General features: G+C 70.1%; 15 protein-coding genes. 11 read left to right on the forward strand and 4 right to left on the reverse strand.

What is annotated here, in order from left to right:
- Positions 1-25: 25 nt before the first annotated feature.
- Positions 26-628, reverse strand: coding sequence for a nuclear transport factor 2 family protein (locus HUV01_RS03595; protein WP_174296948.1), 603 nt, complete (start codon positions 626-628; stop codon positions 26-28).
- A 258-nt stretch (positions 629-886) separates the two neighbouring features.
- Here HUV01_RS03595 and HUV01_RS03600 point away from each other — a divergent pair, with 258 nt between their 5' ends.
- The 11 genes from HUV01_RS03600 (at position 887) to HUV01_RS03650 (ending at position 12072) form a co-directional block, all read left to right on the forward strand.
- The gene (locus HUV01_RS03600) at positions 887-2146 is read left to right on the forward strand and encodes a LysR family transcriptional regulator (protein ID WP_254606351.1); all 1260 of its coding nucleotides are present in this window, start codon (positions 887-889) and stop codon (positions 2144-2146) included.
- Between the two features lie 175 nt (positions 2147-2321).
- Positions 2322-3347 carry an amidohydrolase family protein gene (locus tag HUV01_RS03605; protein WP_174296949.1) on the forward strand — a complete coding sequence of 342 codons (1026 nt, stop codon included), beginning with the start codon at positions 2322-2324 and terminating at the stop codon, positions 3345-3347.
- Positions 3344-3820, forward strand: a complete 477-nt coding sequence (gene ligA / locus HUV01_RS03610) for a protocatechuate 4,5-dioxygenase subunit alpha (RefSeq protein ID WP_174296950.1) — start codon at positions 3344-3346, stop codon at positions 3818-3820. Before HUV01_RS03605 ends, ligA begins: the two co-directional genes overlap by 4 nt.
- Positions 3820-4662, forward strand: a complete 843-nt coding sequence (locus tag HUV01_RS03615) for a class III extradiol dioxygenase subunit beta (RefSeq protein WP_174296951.1) — start codon at positions 3820-3822, stop codon at positions 4660-4662. The genes ligA and HUV01_RS03615 overlap by 1 nt, the downstream gene beginning before the upstream one ends.
- Positions 4663-4677: 15 nt before the next feature.
- The gene (locus HUV01_RS03620) at positions 4678-5619 is read left to right on the forward strand and encodes a Gfo/Idh/MocA family oxidoreductase (protein ID WP_174296952.1); all 942 of its coding nucleotides are present in this window, start codon (positions 4678-4680) and stop codon (positions 5617-5619) included.
- Entirely contained in the window at positions 5616-6782 is a 1167-nt protein-coding gene (gene pobA, locus HUV01_RS03625) for a 4-hydroxybenzoate 3-monooxygenase (RefSeq protein WP_174296953.1), read from the forward strand. Before HUV01_RS03620 ends, pobA begins: the two co-directional genes overlap by 4 nt.
- 22 nt (positions 6783-6804) lie before the next feature.
- A complete protein-coding gene (locus HUV01_RS03630; protein ID WP_302480019.1) occupies positions 6805-7818 on the forward strand; it encodes an aldo/keto reductase in 1014 nt (337 codons plus the stop codon).
- 180 nt (positions 7819-7998) lie between these two features.
- Positions 7999-9483, forward strand: coding sequence for a PAS domain-containing protein (locus tag HUV01_RS03635; protein ID WP_254606352.1), 1485 nt, complete (start codon positions 7999-8001; stop codon positions 9481-9483).
- A 102-nt stretch (positions 9484-9585) separates the two neighbouring features.
- Complete coding sequence (locus tag HUV01_RS03640) at positions 9586-10389, forward strand: SirB1 family protein (RefSeq protein ID WP_174296955.1); 804 nt, start codon at positions 9586-9588, stop codon at positions 10387-10389.
- A gap of 82 nt (positions 10390-10471) precedes the next feature.
- Positions 10472-11773, forward strand: coding sequence for an Hsp70 family protein (locus tag HUV01_RS03645; RefSeq protein ID WP_174296956.1), 1302 nt, complete (start codon positions 10472-10474; stop codon positions 11771-11773).
- 41 nt (positions 11774-11814) lie between these two features.
- Positions 11815-12072, forward strand: coding sequence for a hypothetical protein (locus HUV01_RS03650; protein ID WP_174296957.1), 258 nt, complete (start codon positions 11815-11817; stop codon positions 12070-12072).
- A gap of 21 nt (positions 12073-12093) precedes the next feature.
- On the opposite strand, the gene HUV01_RS03655 is transcribed toward HUV01_RS03650, so the two are convergent.
- From HUV01_RS03655 to HUV01_RS03665, 3 genes are all read right to left on the reverse strand, one after another.
- Positions 12094-13614 carry a DUF4139 domain-containing protein gene (locus HUV01_RS03655; protein WP_174296958.1) on the reverse strand — a complete coding sequence of 507 codons (1521 nt, stop codon included), beginning with the start codon at positions 13612-13614 and terminating at the stop codon, positions 12094-12096.
- Positions 13614-15020 carry a DUF4139 domain-containing protein gene (locus HUV01_RS03660; RefSeq protein WP_174296959.1) on the reverse strand — a complete coding sequence of 469 codons (1407 nt, stop codon included), beginning with the start codon at positions 15018-15020 and terminating at the stop codon, positions 13614-13616. The genes HUV01_RS03655 and HUV01_RS03660 overlap by 1 nt, the downstream gene beginning before the upstream one ends.
- Before the next feature lie 63 nt (positions 15021-15083).
- Positions 15084-17941: TonB-dependent receptor domain-containing protein (locus HUV01_RS03665; RefSeq protein ID WP_254606353.1), on the reverse strand; the 2858-nt coding region annotated here is incomplete at its 5' end.

Below are 17941 nucleotides of genomic sequence, written 5' to 3' on the forward strand. Positions count from 1 at the left end.
GGCGGACGACCGCCGCCCGGCGCGGTCAGGCGTCCGCGCCCGCCAGCCACGCCGCGCCCTGCGCGTACAGCGCCTCCACCTCCGGCCCCATCAGCCCCGGCATGTCGCGCTTGACGGTCAGGCCCAGCTTGGTCTGCAGATAGGCGAGGTGGCGATAGCCTTCGGGGAAGCTCTCCAGCAGTTCGGCGTCCAGCACCGGCGCCGCGCCCGGACTGGCGGTGGTCATGCGATCGCGCTCGTAGATCGGGTGGCGCAGCACGATCTTCCACGCATCCGCGCGCCGCTCGAAGAGGTCGTAAAACCGGCCGTCGCAGAACGCGTCGCACAGCACGCCATCGATCGACGCGCGCTGGGCGATCGTCACCTTGGTCTGCGCGACCGCGCGGTCGCCCGCGATGTCGATGTGACAGCCGCTCATTGCGTGGTTGACGAGGATGCCGTTGCCCCAGCCCCGGCGCGTCAGTTCCGCGAACTCCTGTCCCGACACCTGCGACCAGGTCGTCATCATACGCCCGTCGTCGTGGAACAGCGCCGCGAGCTGGTCGAACATGCCGGCGTCGCGGAAGACGGCCCAATCCTCCACCACCCGCTGGATCGCAAAGAAGTCGGCCCGATCGATGCTGCTCACCCGTGTCTCTCCCTTGTCGCCAAGCCGTGTGCGTCCGACCCGCCAGAGATACGGTCATCGGTCAAGCCCGGGCGACGCCTCGACCTGTTCCTGCTCCCGTTCCTGGCCGTCGGGCCGCTTCGCGCGGTGACGGGAGCGCATGGGACGCGCCACGAGCGATTGCCTCGTCAACCGGCAGGCGGCGGATGGTCCGACACCGGCGCGGTCGATCCGTACCGGTCATCGTCCTGTCGATAAGGCCATGCTAAGGAAGGCGTCGTGGCACCGTTCGACCTCAACCTGCGCCATCTGCGCGCGCTGGACGCGATCGTCCAGTGCCGGAGGATGAGGGTCGCCGCCGAGGCGGTCAGCCTGTCGCAGCCGGCCCTGACGCAAGGCCTGGCCCGGCTGGAACGCCAGTTGGGCGTCCTCCTGTTCGAGCGCCGGCCGGATGGCGTCGTGCCGACGAGCGCGGGGCTGACGATGGCGGCCCGCGCGGTCCGGGCGTTCGATCTGCTGGGACAGGCGAGCCGGCGCGCGTCGCGGGGCGGGACCCGCATATTTTCGCGGGCCGAACATCTGATGACCGCCACCCAGTTGCGGGCGCTGACCGCGCTTGCGGACCATGGCAGCTTCGTCGCGGCCGCGCTCGCCACCGACCTGTCCGAACCGTCGCTCCATCGCGCGGTCCGGGACCTGGAGCAGACGGTGGGCGTCGCGCTGGTGGAACGGCGTGGCCGCGGCGTCCAGCTGACCGACGCTGGGCGACATCTGGCACGCGGCGCGCGTCTGGCCGCGGCCGAGATCGTCGCGGGCATCGTCGACCTGTCCCACCCCGGACGGGACGGCGACGGTCGGCCCAGGGGGCGGATCGCGATCGGGGCGATGCCGCTGGCGCGTGCCCGCATCCTGCCCGCCGCCGTCGCCGCGTTTCAGCGTGGCGGCCCCGCGGCGGCGATCGACATCGTCGAAGGCTCGTGGCGGGACCTGATCGAGCCGTTGCGCGACGGCCTGATCGACCTGACGATCGGCGCGCTGCGCGACGGCGTTCCCGCAGGGTTCGTCCAGCGGCCGTTGTTCCAGGACCGGCTCGTCGTGGTGGGACGGGTGGGCCACCCGCTCGTCGGGTCGGCCCCGGATGCCGCGGCGTTGTCCGGCTATCCCTGGATGGTCGCCTCGCCGGGGTCGCCGTTGCGCCATCAGTGGGACCTGCTGTTCGCCGGGCGCGACCCGCCCGCGCCGATCGCGTGCGGGTCGGTGATGGTGATCCGCGGCATCCTGATCGAGACGGACATGCTTACCTTGCTGTCCCCCGATCAGGTCGCCGCGGAGATCGCGGGAGGGGTGCTGGCGATCGTCTGCGAGCCGCTGCCCGCGCTGATCCGGACCATCGGCACCACGGTCCGCCCCGGATGGCAGCCGACCGCCGCGCAGGCGCGGTTCCTGCGCCTTCTCGACTTGGCGGCATCGCACCACGCTTCCGGAAATCAAATCGGCGTGCCCTCAATTGGAATGGAGCGGATCGCGCCGCCCGACTAGCAGGGCGGAATGGAACGCCCGGCCCTGGCCCTCGCCCCTGCCCTGGCACTGGCCCCGACCGAGGTCGGCGCGGGCGGCCCGGCGCGTGCCGGCGGGCGATCGGCGGATCGGCGATGATCCTGCGCGAGGAACCCGAAGCGTGGTCCTTGCACCTTCCGGCGTCGGAGGCCGTGGCATGACGCTCGTCATCGACTGCCACGGCCATTACACCACCGCGCCGCCAGCGCACGACGCGTGGCGCGATGCGCAGGTGGCGGCGTTCGGGGCCGGCGACGGGCCGCCGCCCTATCCCGCGATCCGCGACGACCAGATCCGCGAGACGATCGAGGCGAACCAGCTGAAGCTCCTGACCGAGCGCGGCGCGGACATGACGGTCTTCAGTCCGCGCGCCTCCACCATGGCCCCGCACATCGGCGACGAGGGCGTCGCGACCGCCTGGGCGCGCGCGTCGAACGACCTGATCGCGCGCGTGTGCGACCTGTATCCCGACACGTTCGTCGGCGTGTGCATGTTGCCGCAGAGCCCCAGGGCCGACATGGCCGGTTCGGTCGCCGAGCTGGAGCGGTGCGTGGCCACGCTGGGCTTCATCGGCTGCAACCTCAACCCCGATCCCGGCGGCGGCGGGTTCAGCTCGCCTCCGCTGACCGACCGCTTCTGGTATCCCTTCTACGAGAAGATGGTCGAGCTGGACGTGCCGGCGATGATCCATGTCTCGGGGTCGTGCAATCCGGCGATGCACGCGACCGGCGCCTATTACATCGCCGCCGACACGATCGCCTTCATGCAACTACTGCAGGGCGACCTGTTTCGCGATTTTCCGACGCTGCGGCTCATCATCCCGCACGGCGGCGGGGCGGTGCCGTATCACTGGGGACGGTATCGCGGGCTCGCCGACATGCTCAGGCGGCCGAACCTTTCGACCCACCTGATGAACAACGTCTTCTTCGATACCTGCGTCTATCACCAGCCGGGCATCGACCTGCTCGCGGACGTGATCGAGACGAAGAACATCCTGTTCGGCAGCGAGATGGTCGGCGCGGTGCGGGGGCTCGATCCGACGACCGGGCAATATTTCGACGACACCAAACGCTATGTCGACGCGCTGCCCATCTCCGACGAACAGCGTCACGCGATCTATGAAGGCAACGCGCGCCGCGTGTTCCCGAGGCTCGACGCCAGGCTGAAGGAGCGCGGCCTGTGACGAACCCCACCCGCGACATCGCCGCCTATCTGGCGCAGTTCGACGACATCCCCGGCACCCGCGTCTATACCGCCAGGCGCGCGCGGCAGGGCTACCACCTCAACCAGTTCGCGATGAGCCTGATGAAGGCGGACAATCGCGAGCGGTTCAAGGCCGACGAGGCGGCCTATCTGTCCGAGTGGACACTGACCCAGGCGCAGAAGGCGGCGGTGCTGGCGCGCGACTACAACGCGATGCTGGACGAGGGCGGCAACATCTATTTCCTCGCCAAGATCTTCTCCACCGACGGCAGGAGCTTCCAGTACGCCGCCGGCACGATGACCGGCATGACGCAGGACGAATATGCCGCGATGATGCTGGCCGGCGGCCGCTCGCCCGAGGGGCAACGATCGATCCAGGCGGCGCTGTCGATGAACGCCGAGGAGGCGCTCCAGGCCGAGCTCGACCGATCCGCGGATGGGGAGAGCCGCTGATGGCGCGCATCACCGCCGGCATCACCACCAGCCACATCCCCGCGGTCGGCGCCGCGCTCGACCTCGGCAAGACCGCCGAACCCTATTGGCATCCGGTCTTCGCCGGCTACGACTGGGTGAAACGCTTCGAGGTCGAGGAGAAGCCCGACGTGGTCGTGCTGGTCTACAACGACCATGCCAGCGCCTTCGACATGAGGATCATCCCGACGTTCGCGATCGGCTGCGCGGACGGGTTTCCGATCGCCGACGAGGGCTGGGGGCCGCGCCCGGTGCCGCCCGTGACGGGCCATCCCGATCTTGCCTGGCATATCGCGCAGAGCTGCATCCTCGACGAGTTCGACCTGACGATCATCAACGAGATGGCGGTCGACCACGGCCTGACCGTGCCGTTGTCGCTGATGTTCGGGCAGCCCGCCGCATGGCCGGTCAAGGTGATCCCGCTGGCGGTGAACGTCGTCATCTATCCGCCCCCGTCCGGCAACCGTTGCTGGGCGCTGGGCGAGGCGATCGCGCGCGCGGTCGAGAGCTATCCCGAGGACCTGAACGTGCAGGTCTGGGGCACGGGCGGCATGAGCCACCAGCTGCAGGGTCCGCGCGCCGGCCTCATCAACAGGACGTGGGACAACGCCTTCCTCGACAGGCTCACCACCCGGCCCGAGGCGCTGCGCCACATGCCGCACATCGAATATCTGCGCGAGGCGGGGTCGGAGGGGATCGAGCTCGTCATGTGGCTCATCATGCGCGGCGCGCTGGGCGAGCGCGTCACCGAGCTGAACCGCTTCTACCACGTCCCCGCGAGCAACACGGCGGTAGGGCATGTCGTCCTGCGACCGGCCATCTGACGAACGGAACCGACCATGAAGATCGCCCTCGCCGGCGCCGGCGCGTTCGGTGAAAAGCACCTCGACGGCCTGAAGCTCATCGAGGGCGTAGAGGTCGTCAGCCTCGTCGGCCGCGACCTCGACGCGACCCGCGCGACCGCGGCCGGTTACGGCATCGGCCACGTCACCACCGACCTCGCCGAGAGCCTCGCGATGCCGGAGGTGGAAGCCGTCATCCTGTGCACGCCGACTCAGATGCACGCGCGCCAGGCGATCCAGTGCCTGGACGCGGGCAAGCACGTCCAGGTCGAGATCCCGCTCGCCGACAGCCTCGCGGACGCCGAGGCGGTGCTGACGAGGCAACGGGAGGCCGGCCTTGTCTGCATGGTCGGCCACACCCGGCGCTTCAACCCGAGCCACCGATACCTCCACGACAGGATCGTCGGGGGCGACATCGCCGTCCAGCAGATGGACGTGCAGACCTATTTCTTCCGGCGCCGGAATATTAACGCCAAGGGCGAGCCGCGATCGTGGACGGACCATCTGCTCTGGCACCACGCGGCGCACACCGTCGACCTGTTCGCGTATCAGGCCGGCCCGATCGTGCTGGCGAACGCGCTGGAAGGCCCGATCCATCCCGAGCTCGGCATCGCGATGGACATGTCGATCCAGCTCAAGGCGGAAAGCGGTGCGGTCTGTACCTTGTCGCTGTCGTTCAACAACGACGGGCCGCTGGGTACCTTCTTCCGCTACATCTGCGACAACGGCACCTGGATCGCGCGCTACGACGACCTCGTGACGGGGCGCGAGGAGCCGGTCGACCTGGCGGGCGTGGCGGCGTCGAGCAACGGCATCGAGCTGCAGGACCGGGAGTTCGTCGCCGCGATCCGCGAGGGGCGCGAGCCCAACGCCTCGGCCGCGCAGGTGCTGCCCTGCTATCGCGTGCTCGGCGCGCTGGAGAAGCAGCTGGCGCGATGAGGACGCAGGTCGGGATCGTCGGCGCCGGCCCCGCCGGGCTCCTGCTCGGCCACCTGCTGCGCGCCGCCGGGATCGAGGCGGTCGTCGTCGAGCGTCAGAGCCGCGCGCGGGTCCAGGACCGCATCCGCGCCGGCGTGCTGGAGCGGACGACAACCGACCTGCTGCACCGCCTGGGCATCGATGCGCGGCTGGACGCGCAAGGGCTGCCGCACGGCGGCTTCGCGCTGGCGGACGGCGGCCGGCTGATCCGCATCGACGTCGCGGCGCTCACCGGCAGGCACGTCACCGTCTATGGCCAGACGGAGGTGACGCGCGACCTGATCGACGCGGCGCCGGAGCGCGGCCTGCCGATCCTGTGGGAGTCGCCGGTCGCGGCGATCGAGGGGATCGAGGGCGCCCGGCCGGCGATCATGCATGGCGAGGGTGGCGCCCGGCGGCTGGATTGCGACTTCGTGGCCGCCTGCGATGGTTCGCGCGGGGCCGGCCGCCAGGCCCTGCCCGCGAGCGTGCGCCGCGAGTTCGAACGCGCCTATCCCTTCGGCTGGCTGGGCGTGCTCGCCGACGTGCCGCCCTGCGACGGCGAGCTGATCTACGCCAGCCACGACCGCGGCTTCGCGCTCGCGTCGATGCGGTCGCCCGTGCGCAGCCGCTACTATGTCCAGGTCGGGCCGGGCGAGCAGATCGACGACTGGCCGGACGAGCGGTTCTGGGACGAGCTGTCCGTCAGGCTGGGCGACGAGGTCGCGGGCAGGATCGTGCGCGGCCCCTCGATCGAGAAGTCGATCGCGCCGCTGCGCTCGTTCGTCGGGGAGCCGATGCAGCACGGCCGCCTGTTCCTGGCCGGCGATGCCGCGCATATCGTGCCGCCGACCGGCGCCAAGGGCCTCAACCTCGCCTCGTCGGATGTCGCCTATCTGTCGGACGCGCTGATCGGCTGGTATGCGCGCGGCGACGAGACCGGGCTCGCCGGCTATGGCGCCCGCGCGCTGGCACGGGTATGGAAGTCCGAGCGGTTCAGCTGGTATCTGACGAAGCTCATGCACCGCTTCCCGGAGGATGGCGCGTTCGAGCGGCGGATGCAGGTCGCGGAACTCGACTATATCGCCGGATCCACCGCCGCGCAGACCAGCATCGCGGAAAATTACGTCGGCCTGCCGCTGTAGGGCAGAGGCCAGGAGAACGGCCGTGACGCTCCCCACCCGCACCGTCGGACCCTTCGCCGTCTCCGCGATCGGACTGGGCTGCATGAACCTGAGCCACGCCTATGGCGCCCCGTCGTCGCCGGAGGACGGCGCCGCGCTGCTCAACCGCGCACTCGACCTTGGCTGCACCTTCCTGGACACCGCCGCGCTGTACGGCGCCGGCGCCAACGAGCGGCTGGTCGGCCGCGCGGTGATGCACCGCCGATCGGAGTTCACGCTCGCGTCCAAATGCGTGCTCGACATGATCGACGGCGAGCGCGGGCTGGACGGCTCGCCCGCGGCGATCGCGCGGACGCTGGACGGCGCGCTGGCACGGCTGGGGACCGACCATATCGACCTCTACTACATGCACCGGCTCGACCGGCTCGTGCCGGTGGAGGAGTCTGTCGGCGCGCTCGTTCGCGCGAAGGAGGCGGGCAAGATCGGCGCGATCGGCCTCAGCGAGATGAGCGCCGGGACGATCCGCCGCGCCCACGCCGTCCACCCGATCGCGGCGGTGCAGAGCGAATATTCGCCGACCTCGCGCAACGTCGAGGCGGGCGTTCTCGCCGCATGCCGGGATCTGGGCATCGCGCTGGTGGCGTTCTCCCCGGTCGCGCGCGGTCTGCTCGCCGGGGCGGTGCGGGGCGACGAGTACGAAAGCGGCGATATCCGCGCGTCCATGCCGCGGTTCGTGGCACCCAATCTGTCGCGCAACCTGGCGCTGGTCGATCGGTTCGACATGCTGGCGCGGGCGGCGGGACTCACCCCGGCGCAGGCCGCGCTCGGCTGGCTGCTGGCCCGGGGAGACGATATCGTCCCGATCCCCGGCACCCGCAGCCTCCCGCATCTTCAGGAAAATCTGGCCGCCGCGACGCTGACGATGCCCGCCGACCTGCTGGCGGCGATCGATGCCCTGTTCCCACCCAACGCGCTTGCCGGCGCGCGCTATTCGGCGGCGATGCAGGCCCAGATCGACACCGAACTGCTGCCCGGCGAACCGGTCGCCCGGCCGTGATCGGGGTACCCGGCGCGACCGGACGCGGTTCCGGGCAGAGTTCGCATGAGCGACGCCGATCGCCAGCGTGCGATCGCTCGTACAAGCATGGGCATGGGAGGTCTCGAGCGGCAAGCGGCGACGCACGGCACGGTCACGTCACGGATTGCCGGGACGCGCCGGACTGGGTAGCGCGAGCGGGTGGATCGTGACGTCTCGCCTTTGCCATGGGACAAGCAGCAGGATCCGGTCCGCGACGCGGCAATCGACGCGTTCGCCAGCTCCCTCGATCCCTCCGACCCCTTCGTCGTCATGTTCCGGGACGCCATCCTGCCTATGGCGATCAGCGACCCGACGCTCGCCGACAATCCCGTCATCTATGTCAACGACGCCTTCGTGCAACTCACCGGATACCCGCGCGACGAAGTCGTCGGGCGCAACTGCCGTTTCCTGCAGGGGCCGCTGACCGACGCTGCGGATATGACTTGCCTGCGCGATGCGATCGCGCGGCGCGTCCGGATCGAGATCGACCTGCTCAACCATCGCAGGGACGGCACGCCCTTCTGGAACCGCCTGCTGGTCGCGCCGGTGTTCGACGGGCGGGGTGAGGCGCGGTACTTCATCGCGTCGCAGCATGACGTGACGCTCGAACGGGTCCGTCTGGTCCGGCTCGAGGCGGAACAGCGGGAAATGCAGGCCGCGGCGGACAGGAGCCGCATGGAGCTTGCCGACAGCGCCTCGCGCCTGGGTTTCGCGTTGCGCGCCGCCCGGCTCGGCGCCTGGACGCTCGAACCAGCAAGCCGGCTTCTGGATGCGACGGACGGCTGCAAGGCCGTCTTTGGCCGCTCGCCGGCGGACGCGTTCGGGTATGACGAGTTCTTCGGCGCCATCCATCCCGACGACCGCGACCGCGTGCTGGCGGCGTTCGAGGCGACCGCCTCGCACGGGGCCGATTACGACGTCGAACATCGCATCGTCCTGCCGACGGGGGAGACGCGGTGGATCGCCATCCGCGGCGAACTCCTCAGCCGCCGCGACGGCAGCCCGCTTTCGATCAGCGGCTTTTCGACCGACATCACCGAACGCAAGCGGGTCGAGGAACACCGCGCCCTGCTCGCCGGCGAACTGACGCACCGCGTCAAGAACACGCTCGCCACGGTCAGCGCGATCGTGAACCAGACGCTGCGGAACGCCACGTCGATGTCGGAGGCGCGGGATGCGATCGGCGGTCGCATCGCCTCGCTCGCGGTCGCGCACGACCTGTTGTTGCGCGACGAGGTCGACGGCGCGTCGATCGGCGACATCGTCGGCGGCGTGATGGCGCCATTCAACGATGAACGCGGTCGCCAGTTCACCGTCAGCGGGCCGGATGTCTGCCTCGAGCCGCGGGTCACGCTCGCGTTGTCGATGGCGCTTCATGAGCTTGCGACCAACGCCAGCAAATACGGCGCGCTGTCGCTCGATGGCGGTCATGTCACGATCGGTTGGAGCGTCGGCACCGCCGCCGGCGGACGACATCTGGCGTTCCGCTGGCAGGAGGAAGGCGGCCCGCCCGTTTCCCCGCCCGAACGGATGGGATTCGGATCCAAGATGATCGAGCGCGTGCTGGCGCAACACCTGCGCGGCGATGTGAAGGTCGATTATCGACGCGAAGGGCTGGTCTTCACGATCGACGCACCGCTCTGAGCGTCCGTTCGGAAACAGGCCGATAGCGGAAAACGAGCCCATGGCGCGTTTCCGGGCCGACTCCAAGCTTGCCCGAAGCGCCGACATCCCCATGTCGTCTTCATGGATGACGACCTGATCCGCCTCGGCCTCATCGACGAGGAGGACATCATCCTTGACGAGGCCGCGCTGTCGCTCGCGTCGCTCGACCATCGCGACGTGGATGTCGCCTCCTATCGGCAGCTGCTCGAGGCGATTGCAACCCGGTTGCGGACGGTCGGCGGAGACCGGACCAGGGCGGATCGGCAGGCGGATGCGCTGGCGGCGGTGCTGCATGGCGAGTTCGACTTCATCGGCGACCGGGCGACCTACGACGATCCCGACAATGCGGACCTGATCCGCGTCGTCGACCGGCGTCGCGGCCTGCCGGTCAGTCTGTCCATCCTCTACGTGGCGGCGGCGCGGCGCATCGGATGGCATGCGAACGTCCTCGACGTGCCGGGGCATGTCCTGGTGCTGGTGGGCGGGGAGGCCGATCCCGTCGTCGTCGACCCGTTCCGGGGCGGCTCGCGGGTCGACCGCGACGAGCTTGCCGCGCTCGTCGCGGCCTCTGGCGTCGGCCGGCCGGCGGCGGTCAGCCATGTCGCGGCGATGCCCAACCGAGCCATTCTCGTCAGGCTGCTGCTCAACCAGGCGATCCGCGCCGAGACGTCCGGCAAGGGGCGACGGGCGCTGGAACTCTATCGCCGGATGACCGCGCTGGCGCCCGGCCATGGACATGCATGGTGGGAACGCGCCCGCCTGGAGCGTGTCGACGGCGATGTCGCGGCGGCGCGGTCGAGCCTCGGCGCCCTGCTGGAGGTGACGCGCGATCCCGACATCAGGCGACGCGTCCGCGACGTGCTCGGCCGGCTGTCGGTGCGCTAGCGCCACGGCTTGCCGGACGCGGCGGGATGCGTCACGGCGGCGATGCGCGCGATGATGGGACAACGCCTCGACGATGGATGCGATGCGAGGGACCGTGACGCGTGGCCGCTCCCTGGGGCTCGATTTCGGGACCACGAACACCGTCGCGGCGACGGTTGACGCCGCCGGCCGGTCGCGGCTGATCGCCATCGAAGGACCCGGCGGCGGCGACGAGGTGTCCCGGTCGGCGCTGTGCTTCTGGCATGACGAGGACGTGCGTGGCGGCCTTGCGGTCGAGGCGGGATCGGCGGCGGTCGCGGAGTATCTGGAATACCCGTCCGACAGCCGGTTCCTCCAGTCGCTGAAGTCGGTCGCGGCCAGCGCCTCGTTCGATACCGCGCCGGTGTTCGACCGGCGGTATCGGTTCGAGGAACTCGGCCGGTTGTTTCTGGAGCGGCTCGCGCCGCGCGCGAACGGCGCGTTCGACGGCCTCGACCGGCTCGTGGTCGGCCGGCCGGTGGAATATGCGGGCGCGCGTCCCGACAGGGCGCTCGCGCGGCGGCGATACGACGCCATGTTCGCCGGCTTCGCGCGCGAGATCCACTACGTCTACGAGCCGTTGGCGGCGGCGTTCGGCCATGCCGCGCTCCTCGGCGAGCCGGCGACGCTGCTCGTCGCCGACTTCGGTGGCGGCACGAGCGATTTCTCCGTGGTCCGGGTGGAGGAGCGCGGCGCCCCGCGCCGCTGCACGCCGCTGGGCCATGCCGGGATCGGCATCGCCGGCGATCGGTTCGATCAGCGGATCGTCGATCGGCTGGTGCTTCCCTTCCTTGGCAAGGGCGGAACGTACCGGTCGTTCGACAAGGTGCTGGACATCCCCGGCGGCTATTTCGCCGACTTCTCCGACTGGTCCAGGCTGGCGCTGATGCGGAACCGCCGGACGCTCGGCGAACTCGACCGCCTCCGGCGCGCCGCGATCGATCCCGAGGCGATCGCCCGCATGATCGCGCTGATCGACGGCGAACTCGGCTACCCGCTCCACGCCGCCGTCGGACAGCTGAAACGCGCGCTGTCGCGGGCGGACAGCGCCACCTTCTCCTTCTCCGGGGCGGACGTCGCGATCGAGGCCGCGGTGGAGCGCGCGGAGTTCGAGGACTGGATCGGCGACGATGTCGCACGCATCGCCGCGACCGTGGACGGGGCGCTCGCCGATGCGGGCGTCGGGCAGGAAGCGATCGACCGCGTCTTCCTGACCGGCGGCACCTCGCTCGTGCCGGCGGTGCGGTCGGTCTTTACCCAACGGTTCGGCGCGGACGCGATCGTCTCCGGCGGCGAGCTGACGTCGATCGCCCACGGCCTCGCGATGATCGCGCAGGAAGAGGACGTGACAGCCTGGACGGCGTGAGCGCGCGCGTCCACCCGTCCGTCCGCAACAGGAGACGTCCGATGTCCGACGACTATGCCCGCGGCCGGCGCGACGGTCTGCGACTTGCCCTGGCCGTCCTCGCAGGCGAGGAGGCGAAATGGGCGGCGCTGCTGGGCGAGAGCCCTTCGTGGCGGACCAACGCCATTCGCGATGTACGGCACAAGACGCTTCGCGTCGCGCAGACGCGCATTCGCACGGTGCTGAACCGACATGCCGCCAAGTCGGGCGCGGAGATCGACGCGGAACTCGCCTCGGCGCTGGAGCGGGTGGGCCTTTGAACCGGGACGACCCGCCGCGGGTCAGTATCGATAGCGCAACTCCGCCCGCCCGCCCGGGGCAAGCACCGGCGACCAGGTGACGATCCCGTCGATGCGGCCGATCCGTTCTCCCTGCGGCTCGATCTTCTGTCCGGCGGCGCCGCCGATCGGGATTTCCAGCGAGACCGGAAAGGGATTGGCGTTGCTCGCCGTCACCACCGCCTCGCCGGCCGATACACCGTCCTGCGTCACCAGGACCTGATGGCTGACGCCGGCGGCGAGGCGGACCGTCTCTCCCACCGCGCGGTCGGTCATGGCGCCGAGGCCCAGCAGCAGCCGGTCGGATCCCCGCCGCGCATAGAGCGCGGTCCCGCCGGCCGGCAGCGGCACGCCCAGACCGGTGCGCTTATCGTTGGCGAGGACCAGGACGATCGCGGCCGGCGTGCCCTCCAGCCGCTGGCCGGGGTATATGCGCCGCCGGTACCGCCGTTCGAAGGGTACCGCCGGTTGCGCGAGCAGCGCCACCTGCTTCTGCGCGCCGGCGGCGACCGTGGTGGCCAAGGGGACGCGATACAGCTTCAGGTCGCCGAGATCCTCGGCCGGGGGCGGGGGCGGGGGCGGGGGCGGCGCGGGAGCAGCTATCGCCGCTGCCATCACCATCGGCGCCATGATCCGTGACGCGGTCACGACGATCTCGTCCGCCGGTTCGAACCGGCGTTCGCGCAGGTCCGACGTCGTGGTGCCGAGCGGGTAGCAGACCAGCCTCAATGCCGCCGCGCCGGCCGGGATCGCGGCCACTGCGACCCGGTTCAGCCGCCCCGCCACCGCCCGCACCGCCGCGTCCGGGAAGCTCTCCCGATTGCCGTTGGCGAGCGTCAGCCAGGCGAACAGGTCCAGCGTGCTCCCGTCCGGGGCGAGGGACGCGACATAGCTCGCCCGCCAGTCGAACCCGGACGCGAGATAGCTCAGCCGCACCGTCACCGTCCGCGCCGCCGGGCTGTTCGTCGTCACGCTCAGCACGGGCTTGCCCGACAGGCCGGGCGGCACGCGGTCGAACGTCAGCCGTTCCGGCAGGCCGGAGCAGCGCAGGGCCTCGACCCCGCCGGCGGTGCGCAGGATCACGCCGGGCGCGGGGCCGGCGACGATCGTCGCATCCTCGCTCACCGGCCGTCCCGTCCCGCGGTCGGTCCGCGTCAGCGTCACCTGCCGCCCCAGCGTGCCGTCTACCAGCGACGCCGGCGACAGCAGCCGGACGTCCCGGTTCTTCTCGGACGCGCCGCCGGGCAGCCCGTCGACGATCGCGCTGACCGGCACGATGCCTTCCGCGACGCCGTCGAAGCGGAGCACCGCGCGCCCGCGGGGCAGGTGGATACGCCGGGTCTCCGTCACCATCGCGAAGCCTTGCAGATAGCGAAGGTCGATGGCGTCCCGCCCGCCTGGCGCGCGATAGACGGTCAGCGCGACGCGATCCGGCCCGGCGGAGACCACGGTCCGAACCTGCGCCGGCGCTGGGCTGGCCGATCCGGCGACCATCAGCGCGACCGCCAGGACTAGCCGTCGCATCAGTAGCGCGTGTCGAACGTCGCCGTGACGGTCGCGCTACCGTTGGCGGGCACCGGCACCTGCCATGCCAGGGTTCCCGCATCGCGCCGTTCGCCCTTGCCGCTGTCCTCGACGACCCGCACGTCGCTCCAGTCGAGGCCGCTCTGGAGGAGCTCGACCGTGACCGGTCGCGACCGGGCGTTGGTCAGCGTGTAGCGCATGGCGGTGCGCCAGCGGTCGTTGCCCAGGCGCGTGTGCGACAGGGTTGCGGGCTGGACCTTGACGTCGAACGCGTCGCCGGTCGGCAGCGCGATCGTCGAGCCTTGCGGCGTGTGGTCGATGCGGTTCTCGCCGGTGAACTGCGGTTCGCCGCGCGCGTCGCGCACATACACGCGCACCACGCCTGCGGGCAGCGCGTCGCCGAGCCCCGCGGCGCCGGAATTGGCGAAGCGGAGCACCGACTGCGCGCTGCGCGGCTCGTCGGCGCTGCCGAGCCAGCCGTTCTCGAACCGATAGCCGGAGCTTGCCGTCACCCCCTTTGCGTCGAGGAAGCTGACCTGCTTGGTCTGCTTGTCGGCGATGGTGGTCCGTTCGGCCAGCGGATAGAGGTAGAAGTCGCCCAGCTGCTCGCGCGTGGCGCTCTGGGTCCCCGCCGTCGTCGTGACCCTGCGCCGCGGCCGGGGCGTGTAGTTGCCGTCGTCGGCTCCGCCGACGTCGCCGGCCACCAGCAGCGTCCTGGCGTTGGCGAAGGTCGTGCCGCTGGTGTTCTTGAGCGTCACCCAGCCCTGGACGTCGACCTTCCCGCTCCTGTCGTCGAACAGCGCGACATAGTCGGCGCTCCAGCCCAGCCCCCGGCTGAGATAGGAGAGCGTCGCGGGCCGCGTTCCCGCATGGCCGCTGGCGAGCGTCACCGTCAGCGTGGGCCGCGCCAGCAAGGCGTCCGGCACCCGGTCGAAGATCGCGCGGACGGGCAGGCCGTCGTCGCGCAGGATCTCGACATGGCCGGCGACCTCTAGGACGACGCCGCCGTTCACCGCGAGCACCCGGGCGCGCTCGCGCGTCTCGGCGCCGGTGGCGGGGTTGGTGCGCAACAGCGTGATGGTCTCGCCGACCGCCTTCTCCATCAGGCTGGACGGCGAGAGCAGGTCGTAGTCGAAGTTCTGCTCGACGACGGTGGCGTCGGGGACCGCCAGCGATACCGTCTCCGCCCGGATCGCGGCGCTGACGTCGGGAAAGCCCTGCCGCACCCGTCCGCTCGCCAGCGCCAGCGACCGCACGTCCTGCACCAGCGCGACGTCGTTGTTGTAGATCGTGACCGACACGTCGCCCTGCGCGCCACCGGAAGGGGGCGACGTCGCCTGCGCGATCGCCGGGGCGGACGCCAGGAGCACCGCCGCACATCCCATCCACCACGCGACCGCCCGCATCGTCCATCTCCCCGACCGCCCCATCATGACGGATGCGGCCGGGCGCGCAAGGTCATGCGGACGTCAGCGCGCGCCGGTCCTGAGCTTCACGCCGGCATAGAAATACCGCCCGACGGCGGAGACCGGCTGGTTGATGGAATTGCCGGGATCCGGTTGCTGGTCCGTCAGGTTGAGCGCGCCGAGATAGAAGGAGACGCCGCTGCGCACCTCGTAGCCGACCTGGACGTCGTGCTGCCACAGGTCGCTGTAGCGGAGCTGCGCCGGCGGCGCATAGTTCGGCGCGTTGTCGGTGGTCAGCTTGTCGACCGTACGGGTTCCGTCCGCCCAGCGCAGATTATAGCCGAGCGTGAACGCGCCCAGCGTCCATGTCGGCGAGAAGTTGGCGTTGAACTTGGGCCGCCCCGCCTGATCGAGATTGTCGGTGACCGGCGCGCCGGGGACGCCGATGAACTCCAGCCGGTTGAGATAGCCGCCGACCAGGCGAAGGTCGAACGTCCCCGCCCCGCCGGTGCGCAGGAGATAGTTGATGTTGACGTCGAGGCCGGCCGTGCGGAAACCGGCGACGTTCTGCGGCTGCACGACATAGCTGACGATGGTGCCCTTGACCGCGGTGACGCCGTTGACGATCCCGACCGTGTTCGTGCGCGTGATCGAGCGACAGAAGGGATTGTCGGTCGTCGGCGAGTCGACGCACAGGTCCGCGAGCGACGACGGATCGGGCGTATTGATAGCGCCCTTCAGGTTGATGTCGTACCAGTCGAACGAGGCGGTCAGTCCGGCGAGGAAGCGCGGTCGCAGCACGACGCCCGCCGTCCACGTCCGTGCCATTTCCGCCTTCAGGTTCGGGTTGCCCGACCGCGATCCGATGACGTTGCTGACGGTCTGCAGCGCGTCCGATACGGTGCCGCCGAGCGATGCCAGCAGCGTCGCGCAGTTGTTCGCCCGATACTGCGTTCCCAGCCCGATCCGCTTGGGCTGGCAGGGATCCTGGAAAAAGGCCGAGTCGCCGCTGACCGGCTGGAACAGCTCGCCGATGTTGGGCGCGCGCACCGCCTCTCCATAGGAACCGCGGAAGCTGATGTCGCGGATCGGTGCGTACACGCCGTTGAACTGCCACGTCGTGGTGTCGCCGATCGTCGAATAATGCGAGAAGCGATAGGCGGCGCCGACAGACAGCGTCTCGGCGAAGCGGCTGCCCTGCAGGATCGGCGCGTTGAGCTCGCCGAACGCCTCCTTCACGTCGAACCGGCCGCCCGACGCCACCACCAGCGACGGCTCGGTATAGGCGATGAAGCGGTTGTTGACGAGGTTGTCGCTGGGATTGAAGTTGCTCGTCTCGCGGCGGTACTCGCCGCCGAACGAGAATTGCAGCGGACCGCCGGGCAGCCGGAAGAACGCGCCGAAGTCGCCGCTGACCGACGCGTTCGCCACCGACTGCGTGATGCGCGCGAAGCTGGTGTCGTTCACCTGGAAATAGCCGAGCGCGGCCTGGCTGGTCGGACCCGGCCCGAACAGGCTGACGGGCAGGCAGGCCGGGTTGCCGCCGGAAAGGTTCGACCGGCATACCGGCTGGCCCGTCGTCGGGCTGGTCACAACGTCGAGCGCCTGGTTGTAGCGGTCGTTCAGCAGCTCGTTCAGCTTCGTGATCGCGACATCGGTCCGGCCATATTCGTAATAGGCGTCATAGGTCGCATGGCTGCTGATCCGGCCGGAGGCGTCGAGCACGCCGCGATACGTCTGGCGGAAGTCGCTTTCGCCGTGGCGGCCGTAATCGATGTTGTCGCGCGTGACCGAGACGAACGACTGGCCGGCGGCCAGCGCGGCGTTGCGGATCGCGGTGGGCACGAACGGATTGTCGAGCGTGATCGGCGTTCCATAGGTGCCGATGTAATAGTCGAAGGTAGTCGCCTTCGTCTGCGCGTACTTGCCCTCGATCGACAGCTTGAATGCGTCCGACACGTCGTAATGACCAAGCAGGTTGACGTCGTGGCGCACGATCCGCGGCGCGAGGTCGCCCGAGTAGAAACCGGCGACCGGCGTGTCGTCGCCGCCGGTGGAGTAATAGGAGGCGGGCGTGCCGTGGCGATACGGCTGGCCCAGCCCGTTGAAGTCGGCGAAGCCGTCGCCGTCCACGTCCACCGCGCCGATCGGCGACTCGCCCGGATAGCGAAGGTCGCCGACCAGCACGTTCTGCGGCAGCGCGGGGTTGGTCCCGGCCGCGTCGTTGGGGATCAGGTAGCGGCGCTGGTCTGCGCGCAGGTACGCGCGGTCGTCGTTCTCCAGCCGGTCGTCGGCGTTGAACTCATAGGCCAGCGTCAGGTTCGCGCGTCCGTCCGCGAAATTGTGGCCGACCGCGATCGAGGCGAAGCGGTTGCCCGCGTCGCCGCGGCTGGAAATGCCGATCTGGCTGCGCGCGGAGATGCCGTCGAAATTGCGTTTCAGGATGAAGTTCACGACGCCCGACACGCCGTCCGCGCCATAGACGGCCGATGCGCCGCCGGTCAGCACGTCGACCCGCTCGATCAGGTCGGTCGGAATGCTGTTGATGTCGACCGCGGCGCTGTTCGCCTCGCCCGCGACATGACGGCGACCGTCGACCAGCACCAGGGTGCGGTTGGTGCCGAGGTTGCGCAGGTTCAGCTCGTTCAGCCCGGCCGCGCCGAACGGATTGGAATAGACCGCGTTGCCGCCGGAGGTCTGGGTGGAGTCGCGCGACCCGGTCAGCGCGGGGATGCGCTCCAGGAAGTTGGTGATGTTGGTGTTGCCCGACTGCTGGATCGCGGCGGCGTTGAACGAGACGATCGGGTTGGGCGCGGCATAGTCGGGGCGGACGATGCGCGATCCGGTGACGACGACGTCCGCCTGTGCCCCGGCCGCCCGCGCCTCGGCCGGCTGTGCGGCGGCAGCGGTGGCCGGCTGTG

The organism is Sphingomonas bacterium, assembly GCF_903643035.1.
Lineage (GTDB): Bacteria > Pseudomonadota > Alphaproteobacteria > Sphingomonadales > Sphingomonadaceae > Sphingomonas.

Bases quoted from the DNA above. Each gene is read 5' to 3' on its own strand.
- HUV01_RS03650 (WP_174296957.1), top strand. From the start codon at position 11,815: ATGTCCGACGACTATGCCCGCGGCCGGCGCGACGGTCTGCGACTTGCC.
- HUV01_RS03640 (WP_174296955.1), top strand. From the start codon at position 9,586: ATGGATGACGACCTGATCCGCCTCGGCCTCATCGACGAGGAGGACATC.
- HUV01_RS03660 (WP_174296959.1), bottom strand. From the start codon at position 15,020: ATGCGGGCGGTCGCGTGGTGGATGGGATGTGCGGCGGTGCTCCTGGCG.
- HUV01_RS03655 (WP_174296958.1), bottom strand. From the start codon at position 13,614: ATGCGACGGCTAGTCCTGGCGGTCGCGCTGATGGTCGCCGGATCGGCC.
- HUV01_RS03615 (WP_174296951.1), top strand. From the start codon at position 3,820: ATGGCGCGCATCACCGCCGGCATCACCACCAGCCACATCCCCGCGGTC.
- HUV01_RS03645 (WP_174296956.1), top strand. From the start codon at position 10,472: ATGCGAGGGACCGTGACGCGTGGCCGCTCCCTGGGGCTCGATTTCGGG.
- HUV01_RS03620 (WP_174296952.1), top strand. From the start codon at position 4,678: ATGAAGATCGCCCTCGCCGGCGCCGGCGCGTTCGGTGAAAAGCACCTC.
- HUV01_RS03605 (WP_174296949.1), top strand. From the start codon at position 2,322: ATGACGCTCGTCATCGACTGCCACGGCCATTACACCACCGCGCCGCCA.
- pobA (WP_174296953.1), top strand. From the start codon at position 5,616: ATGAGGACGCAGGTCGGGATCGTCGGCGCCGGCCCCGCCGGGCTCCTG.